General features: G+C 61.6%; 21 protein-coding genes, 1 other RNA gene and 1 pseudogene. 18 read left to right on the forward strand and 5 right to left on the reverse strand.

Translation table 11 applies throughout. The annotated features are described in order from the left end of the window. Nucleotides 1-483: a tripartite tricarboxylate transporter TctB family protein gene (locus LAD35_RS02985; RefSeq protein WP_224151242.1), complete on the forward strand. Its 483-nt coding sequence runs from the start codon at nucleotides 1-3 to the stop codon at nucleotides 481-483. A gap of 3 nt (nucleotides 484-486) precedes the next feature. Next, nucleotides 487-2,040: a tripartite tricarboxylate transporter permease gene (locus LAD35_RS02990; RefSeq protein ID WP_224151243.1), complete on the forward strand. Its 1,554-nt coding sequence runs from the start codon at nucleotides 487-489 to the stop codon at nucleotides 2,038-2,040. Nucleotides 2,041-2,114: 74 nt separating this feature from the next. Here LAD35_RS02990 and cysK read toward each other — a convergent pair whose 3' ends face one another. Then, nucleotides 2,115-3,032 carry a cysteine synthase A gene (cysK, locus tag LAD35_RS02995; protein ID WP_224151244.1) on the reverse strand — a complete coding sequence of 306 codons (918 nt, stop codon included), beginning with the start codon at nucleotides 3,030-3,032 and terminating at the stop codon, nucleotides 2,115-2,117. A 171-nt stretch (nucleotides 3,033-3,203) separates the two neighbouring features. Here cysK and LAD35_RS03000 point away from each other — a divergent pair, with 171 nt between their 5' ends. After that, nucleotides 3,204-3,365 carry a hypothetical protein gene (locus LAD35_RS03000; RefSeq protein WP_184706371.1) on the forward strand — a complete coding sequence of 54 codons (162 nt, stop codon included), beginning with the start codon at nucleotides 3,204-3,206 and terminating at the stop codon, nucleotides 3,363-3,365. Here the strand turns inward: LAD35_RS03000 and LAD35_RS03005 are convergent. Next, nucleotides 3,352-4,260, reverse strand: a complete 909-nt coding sequence (locus LAD35_RS03005; RefSeq protein WP_224151245.1) for a DMT family transporter — start codon at nucleotides 4,258-4,260, stop codon at nucleotides 3,352-3,354. The genes LAD35_RS03000 and LAD35_RS03005 overlap by 14 nt on opposite strands. A 113-nt stretch (nucleotides 4,261-4,373) precedes the next feature. On the opposite strand from LAD35_RS03005, the gene LAD35_RS03010 reads away from it, so the two are divergent. From LAD35_RS03010 to rnpB, 7 genes are all read left to right on the forward strand, one after another. Beyond that, nucleotides 4,374-5,177 (forward strand): AraC family transcriptional regulator, encoded by an 804-nt coding sequence (locus tag LAD35_RS03010; RefSeq protein ID WP_224151246.1) that lies wholly within the window; start codon nucleotides 4,374-4,376, stop codon nucleotides 5,175-5,177. A gap of 192 nt (nucleotides 5,178-5,369) precedes the next feature. Beyond that, nucleotides 5,370-5,942, forward strand: a complete 573-nt coding sequence (locus LAD35_RS03015; protein WP_224151247.1) for a molybdopterin-dependent oxidoreductase — start codon at nucleotides 5,370-5,372, stop codon at nucleotides 5,940-5,942. A 22-nt stretch (nucleotides 5,943-5,964) separates the two neighbouring features. Continuing rightward, a complete protein-coding gene (locus LAD35_RS03020; RefSeq protein ID WP_224151248.1) occupies nucleotides 5,965-7,038 on the forward strand; it encodes a response regulator in 1,074 nt (357 codons plus the stop codon). Between the two features lie 13 nt (nucleotides 7,039-7,051). Beyond that, nucleotides 7,052-8,488: a sensor histidine kinase gene (locus LAD35_RS03025; RefSeq protein WP_224151249.1), complete on the forward strand. Its 1,437-nt coding sequence runs from the start codon at nucleotides 7,052-7,054 to the stop codon at nucleotides 8,486-8,488. Between the two features lie 187 nt (nucleotides 8,489-8,675). Continuing rightward, nucleotides 8,676-9,551 carry a hypothetical protein gene (locus LAD35_RS03030; protein WP_224151250.1) on the forward strand — a complete coding sequence of 292 codons (876 nt, stop codon included), beginning with the start codon at nucleotides 8,676-8,678 and terminating at the stop codon, nucleotides 9,549-9,551. Between the two features lie 80 nt (nucleotides 9,552-9,631). Then, entirely contained in the window at nucleotides 9,632-10,339 is a 708-nt protein-coding gene (locus tag LAD35_RS03035) for a collagen-like protein (protein ID WP_224151251.1), read from the forward strand. Nucleotides 10,340-10,387: 48 nt separating this feature from the next. Continuing rightward, nucleotides 10,388-10,727: RNase P RNA component class A (gene rnpB, locus LAD35_RS03040), an RNA gene on the forward strand. Nucleotides 10,728-10,921: 194 nt separating this feature from the next. Here rnpB and LAD35_RS03045 read toward each other — a convergent pair. Continuing rightward, nucleotides 10,922-11,269, reverse strand: coding sequence for a zinc ribbon domain-containing protein YjdM (locus LAD35_RS03045; protein WP_224151252.1), 348 nt, complete (start codon nucleotides 11,267-11,269; stop codon nucleotides 10,922-10,924). A 107-nt stretch (nucleotides 11,270-11,376) separates the two neighbouring features. After that, entirely contained in the window at nucleotides 11,377-12,144 is a 768-nt protein-coding gene (locus LAD35_RS03050) for an RNA pseudouridine synthase (protein ID WP_224151253.1), read from the reverse strand. 232 nt (nucleotides 12,145-12,376) lie between these two features. On the opposite strand from LAD35_RS03050, the gene LAD35_RS03055 reads away from it, so the two are divergent. Both LAD35_RS03055 and pssA read left to right on the forward strand, forming a co-directional pair. Continuing rightward, nucleotides 12,377-12,625: a DUF6139 family protein gene (locus tag LAD35_RS03055; protein WP_224151254.1), complete on the forward strand. Its 249-nt coding sequence runs from the start codon at nucleotides 12,377-12,379 to the stop codon at nucleotides 12,623-12,625. 40 nt (nucleotides 12,626-12,665) lie between these two features. Continuing rightward, nucleotides 12,666-13,289 (forward strand): CDP-diacylglycerol--serine O-phosphatidyltransferase, encoded by a 624-nt coding sequence (gene pssA, locus LAD35_RS03060; protein ID WP_224151255.1) that lies wholly within the window; start codon nucleotides 12,666-12,668, stop codon nucleotides 13,287-13,289. Nucleotides 13,290-13,424: 135 nt separating this feature from the next. Here the strand turns inward: pssA and LAD35_RS03065 are convergent, their stop codons facing one another. Further along, entirely contained in the window at nucleotides 13,425-15,113 is a 1,689-nt protein-coding gene (locus LAD35_RS03065; protein ID WP_224151256.1) for an MBL fold metallo-hydrolase, read from the reverse strand. 99 nt (nucleotides 15,114-15,212) lie between these two features. Here LAD35_RS03065 and dapF point away from each other — a divergent pair, with 99 nt between their 5' ends. The 6 genes and pseudogenes from dapF to LAD35_RS03095 all read left to right on the forward strand — a co-directional run bounded on the left by dapF (nucleotide 15,213) and on the right by LAD35_RS03095 (nucleotide 21,947). Next, nucleotides 15,213-16,085, forward strand: coding sequence for a diaminopimelate epimerase (dapF, locus tag LAD35_RS03070; RefSeq protein ID WP_224151257.1), 873 nt, complete (start codon nucleotides 15,213-15,215; stop codon nucleotides 16,083-16,085). A gap of 87 nt (nucleotides 16,086-16,172) precedes the next feature. Beyond that, nucleotides 16,173-16,862: a DUF484 family protein gene (locus LAD35_RS03075; RefSeq protein WP_224151258.1), complete on the forward strand. Its 690-nt coding sequence runs from the start codon at nucleotides 16,173-16,175 to the stop codon at nucleotides 16,860-16,862. Between the two features lie 8 nt (nucleotides 16,863-16,870). Further along, entirely contained in the window at nucleotides 16,871-17,839 is a 969-nt protein-coding gene (locus LAD35_RS03080) for a tyrosine recombinase XerC (RefSeq protein WP_224151259.1), read from the forward strand. 383 nt (nucleotides 17,840-18,222) lie between these two features. After that, a complete protein-coding gene (locus LAD35_RS03085; RefSeq protein WP_224151260.1) occupies nucleotides 18,223-19,335 on the forward strand; it encodes a CobW family GTP-binding protein in 1,113 nt (370 codons plus the stop codon). Nucleotides 19,336-19,758: 423 nt separating this feature from the next. Further along, nucleotides 19,759-20,244: pseudogene (dksA, locus tag LAD35_RS03090) on the forward strand (RNA polymerase-binding protein DksA); the annotation flags it as partial. Between the two features lie 44 nt (nucleotides 20,245-20,288). Then, complete coding sequence (locus LAD35_RS03095; protein ID WP_224151262.1) at nucleotides 20,289-21,947, forward strand: hypothetical protein; 1,659 nt, start codon at nucleotides 20,289-20,291, stop codon at nucleotides 21,945-21,947. Nucleotides 21,948-22,080: the final 133 nt, after the last annotated feature.

Consider the following 22,080-nt stretch of genomic DNA (forward strand, 5'->3'; position numbering starts at 1 on the left):
ATGAGCTCCGGTGGAAAAAGCTACAACAAGGATTACTACGGCGGTGCCTTGATGGTGCTGGTCGGCGGGTGCGCAGCCTACGCCGCACGCAGCTATAACATCGGCACACTGGACCACATGGGGCCTGGCTACTTCCCCTTTGCGGTGGGTATTCTGCTGGCGCTGACGGGTGTGCTGATTGCCCTCACGGCCAAGAAGAAGCCGAGCGGAGGCGAGGCCGCCCTGGTGGGCCATAACCACGACATTCCGGATTTTCGCGGCGCGGCCTGCATCATCCTGGGCACGGTGGCGTTTTACTTCTGCGGAGAGTACCTGGGCCTGTTGCCCGCAACCTTCGCCATTGTCTTCATCAGTGCGCTGGGCGACCGCAACAACAGCGTGATGGCGAGCTTCGTACTGGCGATGTCGATGATGATCGTTGCCGTGGTGATCTTCTGGTGGGCACTGCAGGTGCAGATGCCGCTCTTCAAGTGGGGGATGTAAGCCATGGGACAAGCACTGCAAGACCTCTGGTTCGGCTTTGGCATCGCCTTTCAGGGCCATAACCTGATGTGGTCCTTCTTCGGTGTGCTGGTGGGTAACCTGATCGGCGTGCTGCCGGGCATGGGCGCGCTGTCGGCCATCTCGATCCTGCTGCCACTCACCTACACCATGCATCCTGTGCCGGCCATTCTGATGCTGGCGGGGATTTTCTATGGTTCGCAGTACGGCGGTGCCATTGGTGCCATCCTGCTGAACCTGCCTTCGCATCCGCCGCATGCGGTGACCTGCCTGGACGGCTACCCGATGACCAAGAAAGGCAAGGGCGGAACGGCGCTGGGCATCACGATGATCTGCTCGTTCTTTGCAGCGTCGGTCGGCATCATCGTGATGATCTTCGCGTCTCCGCTGCTGACGACGATTGCCTTCAAGTTTGGCCCGGCAGAACTGTTCTCGATCATGTTGCTGGGCCTGCTGGCTGGCTCGACCATGTCGCGCGGCTCTCCACTCAAGGGCGTGGCAATGACCTTGTTCGGCCTGTTGTGCGGTGTGGTCGGCACGGACGTGAACAGCGGCACTTTCCGCTTTGCGTTCGATATTCCAGATCTCAGCGATGGCCTGGAGATGGTGGCCGTGGCCATGGGATTGTTCGGCATTGCCGACTTTCTGCTGAACGTGAACAAGATGAAAGCGATCACCAGCAACACCAAGATGCGCATCCGCGACATGCGCCCTTCGATGGCAGAGCTGAAGGAGGCCTTCTGGCCCATGGTGCGCGGCACGGCAGTGGGCACGCTGTTTGGTGCCATGCCTGGTACGGGCCCCACGATCACCACCTTCATCGCCTATGCGCTGGAGCAGAAAGTGGCCAAGGACCCGAACCAATTCGGCACGGGCATGATTGCAGGCGTGGCGGCTCCCGAGGCGTCGGCCCATTCGAAGACGCAGGTGGATTTCATCCCCACGATGAGCCTGGGCATCCCGGGCGATGCCGTGATGGCGCTGCTGTTGGGCGCGCTGCTGATCCAGGGCATCCAGCCCGGCCCGCAACTGATCACCGAGCATCCGGATATCTTCTGGGGCCTGATTGCCAGCTTCTGGATTGGCAATGTGATCCTGATGATCCTGAATGTGCCGTTGATCGGTGTGTGGGTGAAGATGCTGGCCGTACCTTACAAGTATCTGTTCCCGTCGGCCGTGTTCTTCATTGCGGTTGGGGTGTTCACCACCCAGAACAGCCTGTTCCATATCTGGGAGGTGCTGGCTTTCGGCATCATCGGTGCCATTTTGATGGTGCTCGATTTCTCGGTGGCGCCCATCATGCTGGGCTTTGTGCTGGGGCCGATGATGGAAGAGAATTTCCGCCGCGCACTCCTGCTGTCGCGTGGTGACATGCTGATCTTCATGCAGCGGCCGATCAGTGCCACCTTCGTCTGCATCAGCGCATTGCTGCTGCTGGCGGTGACCTGGTCTGCCTGGCGCAAGAAGTCGCGTGTACGCCAAGTGGAAGCGGCGGTGGAGGAAGAGACGGCCGCTGGCGGCGTTGCAATTGCGAAGTAAGCCGCTTCCTGCTTCAAAAAACCAAAAGCCGCTCTCAAGAGCGGCTTTTTCATGCGGAGCCTGGTGGGGGCATGTCAGGCGGGCAGAAAGCCTTCCACGGACAGGTAGCGCTCGCCGGTGTCATACGCAAAGCCCAGCACCTTGGCCCCAGCAGGCAGCTCCGGCAGCTTCTGCGCAATGGCTGCCAGTGTGGCGCCGGACGAGATACCGACAAACAGGCCTTCCTCGCGTGCGGCGCGGCGGGCATATTCGCGTGCGGGTTCGGCGTCGACCTGGATGACGCCGTCCAGCACACTGGTATCGAGGTTGCGCGGAATGAAGCCCGCACCGATGCCCTGGATCGGGTGCGGGGCTGGAGCGCCGCCCGAGATGACAGGGGAGGCAGTTGGCTCCACTGCAAATACTTTCAGCTGGGGGAACTTGGCCTTGAGCACGTGGGCAACGCCCGACAGGTGGCCGCCGGTGCCCACGCCGGTGATGATGGCGTCGAGGCCATCGGGAAAGTCCGCCAGGATCTCCTGCGCGGTAGTGCGTTCGTGCACGGCAACGTTGGCGGGGTTCTCGAACTGCTGGGGAATCCAGGAGCCTGGGGTGCTGGCAGCCAGTTCTTCGGCGCGTGCGATGGCCCCTTTCATGCCTTTTTCCTTGGGCGTCAGGTCAAAGGTGGCGCCGTAGGCCAGCATCAGGCGGCGGCGCTCGATGGACATGCTTTCCGGCATCACCAGGATCAGTTTGTAGCCCTTGACGGCCGCCACCAGGGCCAGGCCCACGCCGGTATTGCCGCTGGTAGGTTCGATGATGGTGCCTCCGGGCTTGAGGGCACCGGATTTTTCCGCGTCTTCCACCATGGCGAGTGCAATGCGGTCCTTGATGGAGCCGCCGGGATTGCTGCGCTCGGATTTGATCCAGACATTCGCATTGGTGCCAAACAGGCGGTTGATGTGGATCGATGGCGTGTTGCCGATGGTTTGCAAAATGTTGTCGAACTTCATGGAACCTCCTGCGCAAGTCGGTGAGACGAAAAACCGGAGACCATTGTGAACGAGTTCATGTTTCCGTATGGAATATCAATATTCCTTGATGCTCTGTTGGCCTGTGTCAGGGCCATCTGCCGCACTGCCGATTAACATGCAATGATGTGATTGCTGAAGGAGGGGAATGGCATGCTCACATTTCAACAAACCATGGTGGCGCTTTTTGTCTGCTGTGTGGCGCTGCTGGTGGGTTTTTCGTGGCGGTCCCGGCGATGGGCGCCGTGGTTGATGCTGGTGGCGGTTGTCTGCCTGCTCATGCTGATGAGCTACAGCATCCTCAACCTGATGTAGTGCGCGCGGTGGCAGACCGGGCCAGCCGCACCGGTGTTTTCCAGCGCTCTGCGAGTACCACGCCCAGGATGGTGAGCGCGCCGCCAATCCATAGATAAGTCTGCAGTTGCTCCTTGGCCCAGGCGGCTGCAATCAAGGCTGTGAACAGCGGTGTCAGGTTGAAGAACATGATCGATCGGCTGGGCCCCAGGCGCACCACGGCCGTCATCCACATCCATGACGCCACGATGGACGCCATGGTGCCCGCATAGGCCACCATGTACCAGTTGTGTGCATTGATGCCAATCTTGGGCGAAGCCAGATAGATCGGCAGTTGCGCAACCATGGCCACCACCATCTGCAGGTACAGCAGTTGCCAGCTGCTGATGGCAGGCATGTGCCAGCGTTTGAGCAGCACGTTGTAGACCGCATAGGCCGCACAGGCCAGCAGCATCAGCAGGTCGCCGCGGTTCAGGCCTTGCTCCAGCAACTGACCGGGATGCCCCTCGCTGACGACCAGCAGCACACCGCCGAAGGCCAGAACAGCGCCCAGCGCGCCGCCCATGGTCAGCGGCTGGCCCAGCAGGCCTACGCAGATGGCCAACACCAGCATGGGAGAGAGGGTGAGGATGATGCCCATGTGTGTGGCCGTCGTGTAGCCTGCGGCAAAGTAGGCGCAGCTTTGGTAGATGACCATGCCCAAAAGGCCCAGCACCAGAATCTGCAAGGCATGCTGGCGAACGGCGGCGCGGTTACGCCACACAGCCGGGAGCAGCAACGGGGTGACGATCAGCACTGCCAGCACCCAGCGCAGGAAGCCGATTTCCGTAGGCGCAATGACGCCGGCCGATTGTTTGCTGACGACGGTATTGGCCGACCAGATCAGCACGGCTAGAAGAGGGTAGAGATAGTTCATTGTTTGCTTTCCACTGTCCCTATCATCGCTGTGGCTGATTTGAGAGGTATAGCTGCATTCGGACAAACCATGCCATGCTTCAGACAAGCTCCTGCACCGCGCTCATTTCGACCATGTCCTCCTCTGCCAGCTCTGCCCGTTCTTTGCCGATTTTTGACGTGGAAAGCGTCACCAGCCCGTATCTGGTGCGCTATGACGAATTTGCGGCAGGCAGCTTTGCTGCGCCGCACAGCCACCGTCTGGGCCACCTCAACTACACCGCTTGCGGCACCATGGCCATCGATACTGCCGGCCAGCATCTGGTGGCGCCGCCGCAGTACGGGGTGTGGATTCCGCCGGCGCAGGAGCATTGCTGCTATGTGCAGCACGCTGCGGTCTACCGCTCTTTCTATGTGCAGCCCCAGCTGTGCGATGTGTTGCCCCAGCAGGCCTGCATTCTGCGCATCAGCCCCATAGGGCGCAGCATCCTGGCGGACTTTGCCGAGCGCCAGGTGCAGGTGCCGGGCTCTCCGCAAGACCTGCGGCTCGCACAGGTGCTGGTCGATCAGCTGTGTCAGGCGCGCTTTGAAGGCAGCTTTCTGCCCTCGCCCAACAGCACGGCGCTGGCGGGCGTGTTGGATGCCCTGCGCGCGGATCCGGGAAGCCGCCGTTCGGTGGCCGAATGGGCGCAGCAGGCCCATATGACCGAGCGTACCCTGGCGCGCCATTGTCAGCGCGAACTGGGCATGGCATTGGGCGAATGGCGCCAGCGTCTGCGCCACCTGTGTGCGGTGGAGGCATTGGGCCATGGCCGTACCGTGCAGGAGATCGCCTTTGATCTGGGCTACAGCACGGCGTCTGCTTTCATTGCCATGTTCCACCGGGAGACCGGTATGACGCCTGAACAATTCCGACGCGAATTGGTTGCGGATGCCTGAATTTTTCTGATTTGTTTGTATGTGCTCACATTCTTGTTTTGTGAGGATGAACAATGGTTCAATGCTGCAGGGCGTTCTTTTGGATGGGCCCCGTTAGTACATTTGGACTATTTACCAAATGTTTCTGAAGGGGCAGTATCGGGGCTCAGACCATGCGCCCCATACGCCGGCGCTGGCAAGGAGAGACAGCGCATGCCAGCCCCTGCAGAAATTCCCCGCCTTCACCCGTTCCGCTCCACGTTGCGCAAGGGTCTGCTCCGTGGCCTTCTGCTGGTTTGCGTGCAGCCCGTGTGGGCGCAAGGTACTGTGGCCAGCGATGCAACTGCAGGTTCTGTCGGTCTGCAGCCGCATGGCGCGCTCAGCGTGCAATACCGTGGAGCCGCGAAGCGGTTGAGTGCGGAGCAAATCGCGGCGCTGCCACAAAGCACCACGGTCACTGCAACGCCCTGGACGGATGGCGTATCGCGCTTCACCGGGCCGTTGGCGCGCGATGTCCTGCAAGCGGCAGGGGTGCGCATCACTCCAGGAATGACGGTGCAAGCCCAGGCTCTCAATGGCTACACCGTGAGTATTCCTGCCCAGGATTTTCAGCGCTGGCCCGTGGTGCTGGCTTTCAGCATGGATGGCAAGGCGCTGACACGGCGCGACAAGGGGCCGCTGTGGATCATCTATCCACGGGACAGCGACACCGTGCTGCAGGACGCCAAGTATGACCACCGCTGGGCCTGGCAGCTGAGCCAATTGCTTGTCAGTGATGCCCCGTAAGCGCTACCAGAAAGAGTCAGGCATGCTCAAAGCTATTCGCCGTCCGCTGATCCTGTGTGTAGAGGACGAGCCCTTGCTGCTGCGTGATCTGTGCGACGAACTGGAAGAGGCCGGTTACCAGCCCATCGGCGTTCCCGATGTTCCTGCCGCGCTGCTGGTTCTGTCGCGGATGAAGCCTTCGCTCATTCTGTGCGATGTTGGTCTGCCCGGCCAGAGCGGCCTGGATCTGCTGGCGGAGTTGCGCGAGACGGATGCACATTCCAGCGTTCCATTCCTGCTGCTGACGGCGCTCAGCGATCGCGAGCATGTGCTGCGGGGCGCGCGCGCGGGTGCGGACGACTACCTGATCAAGCCGGTCGATTACGACCTGCTGCTGGCCACCGTGGACGCCCGGCTCGCCAAGGTGCAGCGTCTTCAGCGTCTGCAACGCGATGCCTTGCAGCGCAGCCTGGACGAGGTGCACAGGCACTGGCACGGGGTGCTTGACAGCCTGGGCCACTGCGCCCTGGTCTGTGACGGTCAGCTGTCGATCCAGTTTGCCAACCGGCAGGCCTATGCGCAGTGCCATGGCCAAGCACAGCAAGACAGCCCGCTGGTTGTCGATGCAGCGGGGCAGATGGTCCTGCGTCAGGTGTTGGCCCAGCATCCCGGGGTGCGTCAATTTCTGCGCAGCCAGCAGGAGTCGGCCAGCTTCGATGTGCCAGCTGTTCCTGGCGGCCCGCCCTATTGGTGCCTGGCCATCCAGTCACTCTCGGGCAAGGACGGTGGCGACGAGGAGGAGCGCGGGGACGGGGCACCGGATGCGCGCGGCCAGCGCTTCGCGCTTTTCATCAATAGCCTGCAGCAATCCGTCAAACCCAGCGCCGAAGCCCTGGCGCGCCGTTTTGCACTGACGCCTGCTGAAACGCAGGTGGCCCGGCTGCTGGTGGATGGCATGAGCAAGCAGCAGATGTGCGCGCAACTGCAGGTCAGTGCCAGCACCATGGCCTTTCATCTGCGCAACATGTTTGCCAAAACCCAGACAGGCCGCCAGGCCGAACTGGTGGCCGTATTGCTGACGGCGGCGTTGGGCGCATCCGCGCCGGCGTCGCACTGACACGGGGCCTGCCATGCCTGATCTGCCCATCCGTCGCGGCCTGCAGTACCGGTTGACGCTGGCTGCAACGGTGTTGTTTTTCGCGGGCAGCCTCGTGGTGGTCTGGCAGCTGCTGGTTTTGCACCGGGAGCTGAGCCAGCGCGAAGGCGAAAACATGGTCTGGGCACTGGCACAGGCCCAGCACCAAGCAACGCTGCTGGAACGCGATCTGGCCCGCCTGCGCTTGCAGCAAAGCGATGCGGAAGATATTCATTTGCAGGCGGATCTGCTGCACAGCCGCTTGTCCTTGCTGACGGATGGCCCGCAGCGCCGCATTTTGCGGCATTACGGGCAGCTTGATGCGCTGCTGCCCGCCATGGCCGCATTCGAGCAGGTGGATCTGCTGCAGCTTTTGATCGGCACGGACAACCCCGTTGCCCAGCAGGAGCTGCGCACGCTGATTGCTGCGCTGGCGGCGGCGGGCAACCAGGTCATGGTGCGCGAGAGAGAAGAGAAGAGCCGGCGCCTGGACCAGCTGGAGCAATGGATCAAGGCGGCTTTTGCTGCCATAGGCATGGTGGCCCTGTGCGGCGGTTGGTTGATGTGGCAACTGGTGGCTGCCTTGCAGCGCCAGCGCACCAATGCCCGCACCATTGCCGCGCAGCGCGATGCGCTGCAGCAGACGATCCATGATCTGCACCGCGCCCAGAGCGCGACCGAGACCTACCGCAACTTCGTCTCGCTGGTGTCTCACCAGTTCCGCACACCGCTGGCGGTGATCGACTCCACCGCGCAGCGGCTGATGCGCCAGGCCAGGCGCAGCGGTGGTGAACAGTCCGAGCAGGTGCTGGAGCGCATGGGCGAGACCCGCCATACGGTCGAGGGGCTGACGCGTCTGCTCGACAGCGTGCTCACCAGCGTCAAGCTCGACGGTGGCGGTATCCAGTTGCAGGCCCGGCCCGTCAATCTGGCAGAGCTGGCCAGCCATGTGGTGGAAGGCAATAAACCCATGCTGGGCGAGCGCCAGGTGAGCAGTGAGTGCCAGGGCCCGCCTGCGGACTACGTTTGTGCGGGTGATGCACAGCTGTTGATTCACCTGCTTCACAACCTGCTGGCCAATGCCTGCAAGTACACGCCAGCTGGCAGCCCGCTGGACCTGCGTCTGGAACGTGCCGGGGACCGGCTGCATTGCTCGGTGCGTGACCATGGCTCGGGCGTTGCTGCAGAAGAGCTGCCGCTGCTCTTTGAACGCTTCTACCGCAGCGCGCGCAGCCATGGAAGCGAAGGCACGGGGCTGGGCTTGTACCTGGCGCGGGCCATTGCCCGGCTGCACGGCGGTGATCTGAACGCCTTCCTCCCCCCGGATGGCGGCCTTGCCTTCACCTTGAGTCTGCCGGTGCTCAATAAAAATAGGGATGGTGTCTCCCTAGACAACGCGCAAGCTTGCAGCACTGCCGAAAGCGAACGGTAGCCGGATGCGGCGAGGCACCGTTTGAAAACATGCCCGTAATTCCAATGCTCTCGTGAAATTTCAGACCACTGTTACAAATTAATCTGCCCACCCTGTCCAAACGGACGGGGTTTAAAAATTCAATATTTTTTACATTTATTGAAATTTTTATACAGATGCAATGTTTGGTTTGCATCGAGGAAGAGGCATGTTGAAAAATAAACCAAGGAGACGAGGACGCGAGGTCCTCAAGCCAGGCATCGCCATCATGGCCACCGGCCTGGCGCTTGCGGCACAGGCAGCTGGCATCCAATTGCCCGCCGGTACCAGCATTACCACCGGCGCAGGCACTTCCATCCTGCTGGGGTGCGGCGATCTGAACGTTGGCGGCACCTACACCCAGCAAGGCGATGCGGCACTGGGCGGGTTGGGGCAGCTTGGTCTGCAGCAAGGCGGGGTATTCACCGCGGGTGCGGGCGCCGTGGCCTTGTCAGGCTCTCTGGATGTGGCTGCGGGCACCTTCAATGCGGGGGCCAGTACAGTGACCATGGGGCCGGGCGATTCCGGCTGTGGCATTGCACAGGGCCAGATCAAAGGGTCTCCTAGCTTTTACAAGTGGAAAGTCATCGGCTCCGTTGCACCGGACGCGCCCAGCTACACCGTTGTCATGCCCGTGGCGCAGACCACCACGGTCACGGCCCTGCTGGAACTCAGTGGTGTCAATCTCGTCTCGGGAAGCGCGGCCAACCCCTCCATGCAAGCCAAGGCCACGCCAGAGCCCGCACGCGCTCCGGTCGGTACGCAGGCGTGGCTGAAATACACCGGCGCTGCACCACCCAGTATCAGCAATGTAGGTGTCAACGGTGTGCAGTCACTGGACACCTGGCTGGCGGAAGACCAGACCAACAAGATCGCGGGCGGCATTGCCTACAACTGGTTTGCGCGCGCCTTGGTGTCTGATCCCGAGCCGGGTGGCGTGGCCCAGCCGGCACCCGTTCCCGCGCTGGGTCTGGGCGGCCTGCTGGCGCTCAGCGCACTGGTAGGAGCTGCGGCAGTCGCGAGCCGGCGCCGCTTCAGGTACTGATCCACCGAAAGTCTTTCTTTCCTGGCCTGCGTTTCCATTCGCATGGCAGGCACCCACCCAAGAATATTCAAGGACACAACATGACATCCAACCGGTTTTCCCTGCAGGCGCTGAGCATGGCCTGCGCGGCCCTGTTCAGCCTGGGCAATGCAAATGCTGCCAACGACATCATTGTGGATGGCGGTGAAGGTGGCGCCGTCATCATCAAGAACAATGGCCAGGCCACGGCAAGCTTCGCCAGCGGCGGCATGATCGTTCCCAGTGTGGCCTCCAGTGAAACGAAGAAGTACGTGTGCGCCACCCCGGACGGCACCTTGGAGAGCTGTGCTGGTGGCACAGGGCCGCAGGGGCCTGCAGGTGAAGCGGGTTCCGCCGGCGCGGTAGGCCCGGTGGGGCCAGCTGGCCCTCAAGGCCTGGAGGGCCCCCAAGGCCCGCAAGGTGCTCCAGGGCCGCAAGGCATTCAAGGGCTCAAGGGCGATACCGGCACTGCGGATGCCTCGGTGGTTTTTATTACCTACAAGAGCGGCAGGATTGTTCAGGGCCGGGGTGATATCAAGATCACTTGCCCGGTGGGACATATTGCGCTGAACGGCTGGGCCACGTACACCAAAGACGGTGGCATTTCGGCCAATGCCCGTACTGAATCAAGCTTTCTGGAGACAACAGACCAGAGCAGCAAGATGCAGACCTGGTACATCATCTCCCAGCGGGATGGTCTTTTTGGCTACTTCTATAACGCCTACGCAGTTTGCATGAAGGTTGACCTGCAGGCCGCTGTGTCGCAATAACGAACAAGTAGCTGGAGCAGCGTCCGCGCGTGGGATAATGCACACCGTGAAGCCTGCCAGACCGCCGCTGGTGCAAGTGCCGAAAGGCCGCACTGGAGGAACGTCCGGACTGCACAGGACAGCGTAGCAGCTAACGGCTGCCCACCGTGAGGTGAGGATCAGAGCAACAGAGACGAGTCCGGGGGGCGTACCGCAAGGTAAACCACCCGGGGTGAAACGGGCAATCTCTACGCGCAGCAATACCAAGTAGGCCAGCGTTGATGTGGTTCCGCAGAGTTGGCGGGTAGGTAGCGTCGAGCCGTGGTGGCGACACCCGGCCCAGAGTAATGGCGGTCACGCCCGGGGCAACCCGGGTGCACAGAATCCGGCTTATCGGCAGACTTCACACTTCTTGCAAAGAAAAGCGGCCCTGGTGGAAACCGGGGCCGCTTTTCTTTTTTCAAATAAAAATAGCCGCTGGCACTGGTTGGAGGTGCGCAGCATGCGCCTGAATTCATGGGCATCGATGTCCGCAGACCTCTGCCAGCACAAGAAGATCAGACGGGGGCTATCGCTCGGAATGCAGCGCCTGCCCAATGCCGCTCACGCCTTTTTGACGTAGGCCGATTTGAGCTGCATGTTGCCGATGCCATCGATGCGGCAGTCGATATCGTGGTCGCCATCCACCAGTTTGATGTTGCGCACCTTGGTGCCGACCTTCACCACCAGCGACGATCCCTTGAGTTTGAGATCCTTGATGACGGTGACGCTGTCGCCGTCCTGCAGCACATTGCCTACCGCATCCTTGATGACAGCCCTGGCTTCTTCTTCAGGCTCCGGGCTGGCAGCTGCCGGCCATTCATGGGCACATTCTGGGCAGATCAGCAAGGGGCCGTCGGCATAGACGAATTCGGACTGGCACTGGGGGCAGGGTGGAAGAACAGAAGACATGAATAGATATATTTATTAAAAATACAAACAATTTTAAGAATTTGTTCAAATTCTCCGCACGGGATTGCTGGGCAATTGAATTGGCAACTTGAAGGTACGGAGGTGCGCTAAAACCGCTCATACCCCTGTAGATACCGCCACTGCCCCTCCGGCAGCTTGCCTAGGGAGATCCGTCCCAGGCGCAGGCGCTTGAGGGCTACAAGCTCCAGACCCAGTGCGGTGCAGACGGGTGCAACCCATTCGGGCGCCACGCGCTTCAGGGCAAAGCGCAGATGGGTTTCGTTTTGCCAGCTGGCCTTGATGGGAGGAAGCCGGTCGCCTTCCACATACAGGCCCTTGGCCAGCAGTGCGAGGCCGTCTTCCACCATCTGGCCGCGCACCTCGGCAAGGCATTCCTGCTCCACCAGGTCGGCATCTTCCGTCAGGCGGCGAATGATGCGCGGATCCTGGCTGAACACCACGAGGCCGCTGGCAGCCCGTGGCAGCGGCAGCAGAAACTGCTGGTGGCGAAAGTGGCGCGGCAGCGGGTGCACGGGTTGCGGCGTATCCACATCTGCCAGATTGCCGGGGGTGAGCAGGCTCGCGGCGCTGGGCGTATCGCGCCCGGGTTGCGGCAGGTGCAGGCTGTACCCCGCCGGTTTGTGCAGCAGCAGCGTGACCGGCTGGATGGGTTTGAGGTTGGCGCCGGGCTGCAGTGCCACCGCTTGTTCCGGCCGCACGCGGGCGCCTGGCGTGTCCTGCACCTGGCCATCCACGGTGACAAAACCCGCGTCGATGTAGTGCTCGGCCTCGGCGCGCGAGCAGCCGATCTCGTTGGCCAGGCGTTTGGACAGGCGGATGGAGTGCGGATCGGGGTCCTGGTCGTGGAGGGGCATGGTGCAGCAGTGTGCAAGACGGCGTGTGAAGCCGTTTGCTATATAAAAAGGAGCTATCTGCGCTTGATGGATAAGCGCAACCGCTTATTTTAAAGGCTATGCAATGTGGAAGGCGCAGGCTCGGGCATTGGCGGGTGCTGCATGCTGGCCGTGTGGGGTCTTTTCCTACGAGCTGTGTCTTCGCATGGCTTTAGATTCAAAACTGAAGTTCAACCCTAGCAAGGAAATGTTTATGCGCATGGATGTTTTTCGCCGCAGCGAAGCCGATGGCAAGTTCTCTCATCTCGCCGTGCCGCATGGCCGCGTGCTGCCTGGCGAAGTCACCAATTACGACTGGCACGACGAAGCTCGCGATGTGGAGCTTGATGAATCGCTCGCCAGTTGGCCGCAGTACGGCATTGAGGAGCCGGGCCGCCAGCTCAAGGAAAAGGGCTATGCAATCACGGCGGTGGCTGAAATGACCGACGGCGACGAAGCCTGATTGCGGCCGCAGCGCACCGCAGTGCTTTCATAATGCAGTGATGACGAGTCCTGTAAAACGTTTTTCAATGATCCGCGAGTTCCATCTGGCGGACTGGTTCACCCTGGGCAATGCAGTCTGTGGCGTGGGCGCGCTGTTTTCCGCCATGAGCTATCTGGAGACCGGCGACCGGCGCCACATCTACTTTGCTGCGGCACTGGTGCTGGCGGCGCTGATCTTTGACGTGCTGGATGGGCGCATCGCCCGCTGGCGTCAGAAGTCATCGGCGATGGGGCGCGAGCTCGATTCGCTCGCCGATGTGATTTCATTCGGCGTGGCGCCAGCCATCATTGCCTACGCCTGCGGCATGCAGGGCCTGTGGGACCGCGTGGTGCTGGGCTTTTTTGTGGCCTGCGGGGTCTCGCGCCTTGCGCGCTACAACGTGACGGCCGAGGAACTGGCTGAGGGGCCGTCCGGCAAGGTGAAGTATTTCGAAGGCACGCCCATCCCGACCTCGATCGTGCTGGTGGCCATGCTGGCAGTGGCTGCCGCCATGAGCGCCGTACGCGCCGATCTGTGGCTGGGCGCGGTCAAGATTGCGGGCTTTACCTTGCATCCGCTGGTGCTGCTGTTTGCGCTGTCGGGCTCGCTGATGATCAGCCGGATCAGGATTCCCAAGCTGTAGCCACTGGGGGCGCCGTTCTTGCGGCACATCAAAAAAGAGAGCTGTTTGCGCTTATCGGTATTGGGTTTCAGGTATGAAAAATATCGAAACCGAATACAGAAAAGTGCTCGCCGCTATGCTTTTAAGCGCTGGTGTTTACAGCCCTCGGAGATGCTCCACATGTGCCAGCAGGGAACGCTTGGCCACCGGCCACAGTGCCTGTGGCGTATCGGCATAGGCAAGGGCCACCCAGTCTTCCGGGGTGCCGTCGGGGCTGTGCGCCATGGCGGCCTTCACCTTGGCTTCGCGTGCCATGCGGTGCGCGTGCAGTTTTTCTATCACCTGCAGCGGATGCGCGAGCGCATAGCCATGGGCGGGCAGGATGAAACCTACATCGCCCGCCTGACAGGCATCTGCCAGCTTTTTCAGCGACGCGAGGTACAGGCGCATGTTGCCATCGGGCGGATCAACCACGGTGGTGCTGCCGTTGAGGATGTGATCGCCGCTCAGCAGCAGGCCGTCTTCTTCCAGCACCAGGCACATATGGTTGGCCGCATGGCCGGGGGTATGGACGGCGCGCAGGGTATGGCTGTGGGCGGCGCCATCCGGGTGGCTCAGCACCAGTGTGGCTCCGTCGGGCAGCTCCTGGTCTGGTGTGAACTGGCTGCCCGCGCGTGCCGTGGGGGCCGACGGCAGCCCCCAGATCACAGGGGGGGCAAAACCCGCCTGGGTCACCAGCGCCTGCAGCGGGGCAGCGCCGGGAGAATGGTCTGGGTGTGAATGGGTGCAGACGATGGCGCGAATGTCGCCGCCCGTGGCCGCCATGATGCGCGCCAGATGCGGGTCACCATGCGCCTGGGGTTTGGGGCCGGGATCAACGACGATATAGCCCGTAGCCGCCTCACCGATGAGGTAGGTATTGGTGCCAGGGCCGGTCATGGTGCCGCCGTTGTCGGCGGTAAGACGCATCACATTCTTCAAAAGCGGCACGGGCTGCTCGCTTTGCCAGTCCACGGCATGGTGCAACTGGCCATCCGGGCAGACCAGGGCCAGCTCGCCGTATACGGTATGGTGCTCCATGAAGCGCTGCACCTTGCCATTCACCAGGCCTCCGCGCGGCAGGGTCTCCCACAGCATCTGCCCGGGCGGCAAGGCTTGCAGCACATCCAGCAGCGCCTGTACTGTGGGGTATCGGGTCAGATGCTCCAGTGTGGTCTGCGTGGGGAACATCAAGGTCATCTCGCCCCGCGCAGCGCGTTGCAGGGCATCTGCCGGGTGGCACCACAGCGGCTCGAACTGCTCGGCGTCGTCAGTAACCGGCGTCTGGCCCTCGGGCATGCGGGCAACGAGAAAGGGGACGTCAAAGCGGATGGGGATCTCCAGCGCGGCCGTCCAGCGCGCCAGCGGCCACAGCGCGTCCGCCGCCAGGGTCAGCCCCAGCCGGGCGCATTGCGGCAAGAGCGGTTGGGTGCGGTCAATCTGCGCCACTTCGGCCTGTGTAGCCCAGCGGCCGTCGGCATGGCGCGCCAGCAGCACGCCCATTTCTTCCAGGCTTTCGCGAATGGCGGCCTGGGCGTAGGTGAGCGCATCGGCCGTCTGCGTGGGACGGCGGGCCAACTGGTCGTGGTGCTGCCGGTCTTCGGCGTCCAGCGAGCCGCCGGGAAAGACATAGTGGTTGGCCGCAAAGCGGGCTTTGTCGGATCGGCGCGACATCAGCACTTCCAGCCGGGTGGTGCCTGGCGCGCCTTGCGGGTCTGGCCCATCGCGCAAAAACAGGACGGTCGAGGCGGTACGCGCAGGCACGGGCTCGCGCTGCGCGTGGAGAAGCTGGCTGGTGCGGGTCATGGGGGCATTATCAAACCTGGCTGCGGCCCCAGGTGTCACACGCATTGCGCAAAAGCGCCGCATCGGTACCGAAGTGCGCCAGACAGCGATAATGGCTGCATGGAAATCCGCTTCACCAAGATGCAAGGCGCCGGCAACGACTTTGTCGTGCTGGACGAGACTGCCGGCCCGCTGGGCCTGCGCGCTGACCAGTACCGTTTCCTGGCCGACCGCCACTTCGGCGTGGGGGCGGACCAGATCCTGACCGTGCGCCCCGCGCCCGCGCCGGAGGTTGATTTTGAATACATCATCCACAACGCCGATGGCGGCGAGGTGGAGCAGTGCGGCAACGGTGCGCGCTGTTTTGCCCGTTTTGTGTATGACAAGGGGCTGACCGGCAAGAAAGCCATTCGTGTACAGACAAAAAAGGGCGTGATTGCCCCCGAACTGATGCCCGATGGACGCGTCACCGTCAACATGGGGCGGCCGCGCCTCGATCCTGCCGACGTGCCTTTCGATACCAGCGGCCTGACGCCGGTGGTGCAGCACCATGCAAAGAAATGGTCTGTGGCGCTGGATGATCAAGCGCAGGATGCTACAGTTTTTGCAGTTCCCGTGTCCATGGGCAATCCCCATGGTGTCCTGCTGGTGGATGATGTTGACACGGCACCTGTGCAGGCATGGGGACCGCTGCTGGAGTCGCATCCACGTTTTCCGCAGAGGGTGAACGTAGGGTTCTTGCAAGTGCAGGATGCGCAGCATGTGCGCCTGCGCGTATACGAGCGCGGCGTGGGCGAGACCCTGGCATGCGGCACTGGCGCCTGCGCGGCGGTGGTGGCAGGTATCGAGCAAGGTCTGCTGCAGAGCCCGGTTGATGTACAGACCCGTGGCGGCTTGCTGACGATTGCCTGGAGCGGTGATGCCAGCGACCCGGTCATGATGACCGGTCCGGCGACGACGGTATTTGAAGGGCGCATCACCATTCCGGACTGAACGGTTTGGGTTGCACCCGCAAGCAATTGACGGTGTGGTGGCGCCTGCAGCCACTGCAAACACGTTCCACGAGAGACGAGAGACACCATGACGACCGACAACCAGGTTCCCCCGATCACCGAAGAAGACATTGCGGAATTTCTGATCCAGACGCCTGATTTCTTTGAACGCCAGGCCCAGGTACTGGCGGGCGTGCAGATCATCAGCCCCTATGGAAACCGCACCGTCAGCCTGCAGGAGCGCCAGGCCGAAATGTTGCGCGACAAGATCAAGGGCCTGGAGCACCGCATTATGGACATGATGCGCAATGGCAGCCAGAACCACCACACCATCGATCGCATCCACCACTGGAGCTGCGATGTGGTCAAGACCCGCAACCCGGTGCAGCTGCCCGAGGCCATTGCCGATGGCCTGGCGCGCCATTTTGATGTGCCTCAGGTCGCCATCCGGTTGTGGGACGTGGCCGAGACCTATCTGAACGAAGCTTTTGCCCAGGGCATCAGTGCCGATGCGCGCAGCTTTGCGGGTTCGCTCTCCACCCCTTACTGCGGCCCCAATGTGGGTGTGGAGCCCGCCGGCTGGCTGCCGGACAGTGCCCAGGCGCAATCGGTGGTGCTGCTGCCCTTGCGCGACGGCGCCATTAATGGTGATGCGCCAGCCTGGGGGTTGCTGGTGCTAGGCTCGCCTGACCCGATGCGCTTCGACGCGGACATGAGCACCGATCTGCTCGAACGCATTGGCGAGATTGCAGCCAGCGTGCTGTCGCGCCTGCGCTGAAGGATTGCATGGCTTCCGGTCGCAGAGAGTCAGAGCAGGCGCAGCAGACGCTGGCGCCCGAGATGCTACGCTATCTGGAGCATGTTCGCGTGCAAAAGCGCCTGGCTGCGCGCACGCAGACCCTGTATCTGCTTGATCTGCAGCGCCTGCAGGCCATGGCGGCAGATGCTGCAACGCCTGCGCTGCAGCTCACCTCCGGCCATATTCGCCGCTTTGTCGCGCAGATGCATTCGGCAGGCCGCAGCGGGCGCGGCATCGCGCTGATCCTCTCCGGCTGGCGCGGTTTTTACACCTGGGCCGGGCGCGAGGGCCTGATCGCCCACAACCCTGTTCAGGATGTGCGCGCTCCCAGGTCACCCAAGCCGCTGCCCAAGGCGCTGTCGGTGGACGATGCGGTGCGTTTTGCCGAAAGCGCCAATGCCCAGGGCGACCCGTGGGTGCAGGCACGCGATACCGCCATGGTGGAGCTGATGTACGGCAGCGGCCTGCGCGTGGGCGAGCTGGTCGGGCTGGATGTGGTTGCCAGCGACCATGCACGCGGCTGGGTGGACCTGCAGGCAGCGGAAGCCCATGTGCTGGGCAAAGGCAGCAAGCGCCGCACCGTGCCCGTCGGCAAGGAGGCGCTGGCCGCCTTGCATGCATGGCTTCAACTGCGCACCCAGGGGATACCGGCGGCCGGACAGTGCGATCCGGCCCTCTTCATTGGAGTGCGTGGCGCACGCCTCTCGTCAGCCAGTGTCTGGCAGCGCCTGCGCGAGCGCAGTGTGGCTGCAGGCATGACGACGCCGGTGCATCCGCACATGCTGCGCCATTCCTTTGCCAGCCATGTGCTGCAGTCCAGCCAGGATCTGCGTGCCGTGCAGGAGCTGCTGGGCCATGCCAGCATTACCACCACGCAGGTCTATACTCGGCTGGACTTCCAGCATCTGGCGCAGGTCTACGACCAGGCACATCCTCGGGCGCGCAAGAAGGACTGAATTTCAGAATGGCCGGGGCCGCGAGCCTCCCAAAAGGGGGGGGCCTCCATGGCTAATGAACTGGTAGTTCCTGTGCAATAGTGGCTCTCGCCTGGTCTGCAGAAGTGAAGGCTGGCATCCACGGTTGGCTTGCTATCTATTAAATAGCAAATTCCGTTTTGTCCGCAAGTGCTGGAGGCTAGAAACAGTCCAAATCCCCCCATCGGGCAAACCATGCCACAATAGCCCGCTTTCTCTTCCTCCCACCTTGATACGGTGCGGAATGGTGCTATATAGATGTGTTTGGAGCGACGGCTCAATCGGTCGGTCCGCAACCGCCCCGTCCTGGATGGCGAGCAGACGCAGCCACAACCGCCGCCCCGCGTGTAACTTTCGGGTGTTTTATGTCTCTCATTCCAGTCACCATCCTCACGGGCTTTCTTGGCTCGGGCAAAACCACGCTGCTCAAGCGCGTGCTGCATGAATCGCACGGCATGAAGATTGCCGTGATCGAGAACGAGTTCGGCGAAGAGAATATCGACACTGATATCCTCAAGACCGAGTCCAAGGAGCAGATTCTGCAGATGAGCAATGGCTGTATCTGCTGCACCATCCGTGAAGACCTGCGCGAAGCCCTGCAATTGCTGGCTGCCAAGCGTCGCAAGGGTCTTTTGGACTTTGACCGCATCGTGATCGAGACCACGGGCCTTGCAGATCCCGGCCCTGTGGCGCAGACCTTCTTCATGGATGAAGAGATCGCGGAAACCTGCCTGATCGACTCCATCATCACGCTGGTGGATGCCAAGCATGCAAACCAGCAGCTGGATACGCGCCAGGAGGCACGCCGCCAGGTGGGCTTTGCCGATCAGATTTTCCTGTCCAAGACCGACCTGGTGACGGAAGCCGAGAAAGACGCGCTCATTCACCGCCTCAAGCACATGAACCCGCGTGCGCCCATTCGTGCAGTGCACTTTGGCGACGTGCCGCTCAAGGAGGTGTTCGACCTGTTCGGCTTCAACCTGAATGCGAAACTGGACATCGATCCCGATTTCCTCAAGGAAGACGATCATGACCACAGCCATTGCGACCACGACCATGGCAAGTGCGATCACGACCATGATCACCATGCCCACGGCGAAGACTGCGGCCACGACCATACCCATGACCACGAACATGGTGAGCATTGCAACCATCCGCACCACCATCACCATGACGATGATGTGAAAAGCTTCGTCTACCGGACGGACAAGGTCTTCGATCCGGCAAAGCTGGAGGATTTTCTCGGTGCCATTGTGAACATTTATGGCCCCCGCATGCTGCGCTATAAAGGCGTCTTGGCAATGAAGGGCACCAATCGTAAAGTGATTTTCCAGGGCGTGCACCAGCTGATGGGCAGTGATCTGGGGCCTGAGTGGACTGCGGATGAGGCGCGCCAGAGCAGGATGGTGTTCATTGGCATCGATCTGCCGCAGGACATCTTCAAGCAAGGTCTGGATCAGTGTGTGGTGACGGCCTGAGTTCGTAAACGTCTGCGATCGGGCGTGCCTCAGGGCAAACCCGGCGTTGTACGAGGGCCGCAATCCCTTGTTGGCAGGCGTCAATGGCATATACAATCGCGGCCCTAAATGCAGCAAAGCGGAAGACACGGTATCCGCAGCTTGCAAGGGCGGGACTGGATCGGTGACATGGCTGCAGCCTGAAGAATACCGGCAGCCGTGGTGACGACAGAGAAGGAGGCTTGTGCATGCAAGGCCTGCGCTGCTGGAGTGCCGGTGGCGAGAACTTGTACAAAGCGAAGTCGTGGCCTTGCGGCGCGTCTTCAAAGCGGCCCGGTTTCCGGATCGGCCAGAGAGTAGGGCGCTGAACCTGTGTCATTTGGCGCCTTTTGTAACCCGGCGGACGTCCGCCGCATGGATGAACTGCACTAGCCAGTCAAGAGAACTATGCCAACCACAACGCAAACCACCCCTAAACGCGACACCAAGCTGGCCAATGCCTGGAAGTCGAAGCCGGCAGATGCGCTCACGGACGATGAAGTGCTGGCCATGCCCGAGAGCGAGTACATGAATGATGTGCAGCTCGCGTTCTTCCGCAACAAGCTCGTGGAGTTGAAGAAGGGCATCCACCTGAATGCGGATGCAACCACTGAGAACCTGCGCGAGGACACCGTGGTGGTGCCTGACCCCGCTGACCGTGCCACCATTGAAGAAGAGCACGCCCTGGTCTTGCGCACTCGCGATCGGGAGCGTAAGCTTCTCAAGAAGATTGACCAGTCGATCGCACGCATCGATTCTGGCGATTACGGCTATTGCGACGAAACTGGCGAGCCGATCGGCGTGGGCCGACTGTTGGCGCGCCCGACAGCCACACTGTCGCTGGAAGCACAGCAGCGCCGTGAGCTGAAACAAAAAATGTTTGGCGATTGAGGCTGGAGGGCCAACGCCGGACACACCAAAGAGAGGGAGTAGCCATGAGTGAGGCCAATAAGCCGCCCAAGGGTTTGTTGTCCAAGGTCGTGCGCTTTGTGACCAAACCGACCACCCAGTGGTCGGAGCTGGACAAGGCGCCCGAACCAGAGAATCCGGAAGAGCAGTACTCCAAGCAGGCGCTCAAAGAAATCATGGAGCGCAAGCGCCGTAACGATTTCGTGCGCAAGCTCGAGTTTGACCAGTTGCGCAAGATCCGGCGCGAGGCCAACAAATCCACCGCACCTGCTGCAGACAGCCTGGGGCCACGCAATTCCGCTGCCATGCTCGAAGCCGCCATGGCCGAAGGCGCAGCTGCCAAGGGAGCCAAGCTGACCCGGCCGGCCAATACGCTCGAAAAGATCAACGAAATCGAGCAGCAGATGTCCAAACAGTGGTGGTCGGGTGATGGGACTCCTGCCGCCTCTGCTCCAGCCAGCATCTCCAGCCCGGCGCCTGCGCCAGAGCCCGGCACTGCCCCTGTTCCTCCGGAATCCGTGGTATCTGCCCCCACGCCGCTTGTGTCGCAGGCGGAATCCGTGATGACCGCACCGCTGGCACCTGGCGTATTTGACGAGCAGGTGGAATCGGGCCGTTTCATCCACGATGTGGATCTGGAAGAGGCCGCAGTGCTGTATGCCAATGGTGACAGCGCTGGCGCGGAATCATCTCTGCTTGCCTTGGTGCAGCAGCGCAATGGTGATCTGATGGGCCAGTTGGTCGTGTGGCTCACCTTGTTTGACCTGTACCGCGCCACTGGCGACCAGACCAAGTTCGATTTCCACGCCATTGAATTCGCCAGCAAGTATGGCCGCTCGGCGCCGGTGTGGTTTTCCATGCCTGACGAACTGGGGGCCAAGGCACAGTCTGCCGATGCGGGTGATGCGGATGTGCGCCTGCTCAACTGGCAGGCACCGCCATCGCTCAGTGCAGCGGCATTGTCGGGGCTGCAGGGCAATCTCAAGCGCTTTGCGCCGCCGTGGACCCTGAACTGGTCCCGCGTGGGAGAGGTGCGCGACGAAGTGGTCACGCCACTGCTCACCTTGTTCCGTTTCTGGGCCGAGCAGCGGGAGGCCCGTGTGGTATTTGCCGGTACTGACAAGCTGCTGGCGGTGCTGGAACAGGAAACACCGGTGGGCGACAAGGCCGTGTTGGAAGACCGCTGGCTGCTGCGCATGGCCTTGCTGCGGCTCATGGGGCTGGAGCAGGATTTTGAAGCGGCGGCGCTGGACTACTGCGTCACCTATGAAGTCTCGCCGCCTTCCTGGGTGGCTCCGAAGCTGGAATTTGCGAGCGACAGCAGTCGCAGCAGCGCCAAACCGGTGGTGGATTCGCTGCTGATCTCCGAATTGCAGAACGACAGCAGAAAGCATGCGGCCACGGATGGCCCGCAGGCGGTGCTGGAAGGCGTCATTGAAGGCGATGCATCGCAGATGCTGGATGCGTTCACGCCGATGGTCGAGCCCGGCCAACCCTTCACCGTGCGTTGTGATCGTCTGATGCGCATCGATTTTGTTGCCGCTGGCTCGGTGTTGAATTGGGTGGCTGAGTGCCAGCAGAAGAATGCACTGGTGCGTTTTGGCAACCTGCACCGGCTCAATGCCGTGTTCTTTAACTTGATCGGCATCAACGAACATTCCATCGTCAACCAACGCGAAAATTAAAGAATTTCGCAAGGGTCGGTATAAAAAAGAGAGCTTGCTGCGCTTGTCCTTCTTGATATTCAGGCATGAAATAAGCTGAATTTCAGAGAGCACGTGCGCAGCAAGCTCTCTTTTTTGCGTAGGGAATGCACTT

The sequence above is a fragment of the Comamonas odontotermitis genome (assembly GCF_020080045.1).
Lineage (GTDB): Bacteria > Pseudomonadota > Gammaproteobacteria > Burkholderiales > Burkholderiaceae_C > Comamonas > Comamonas odontotermitis.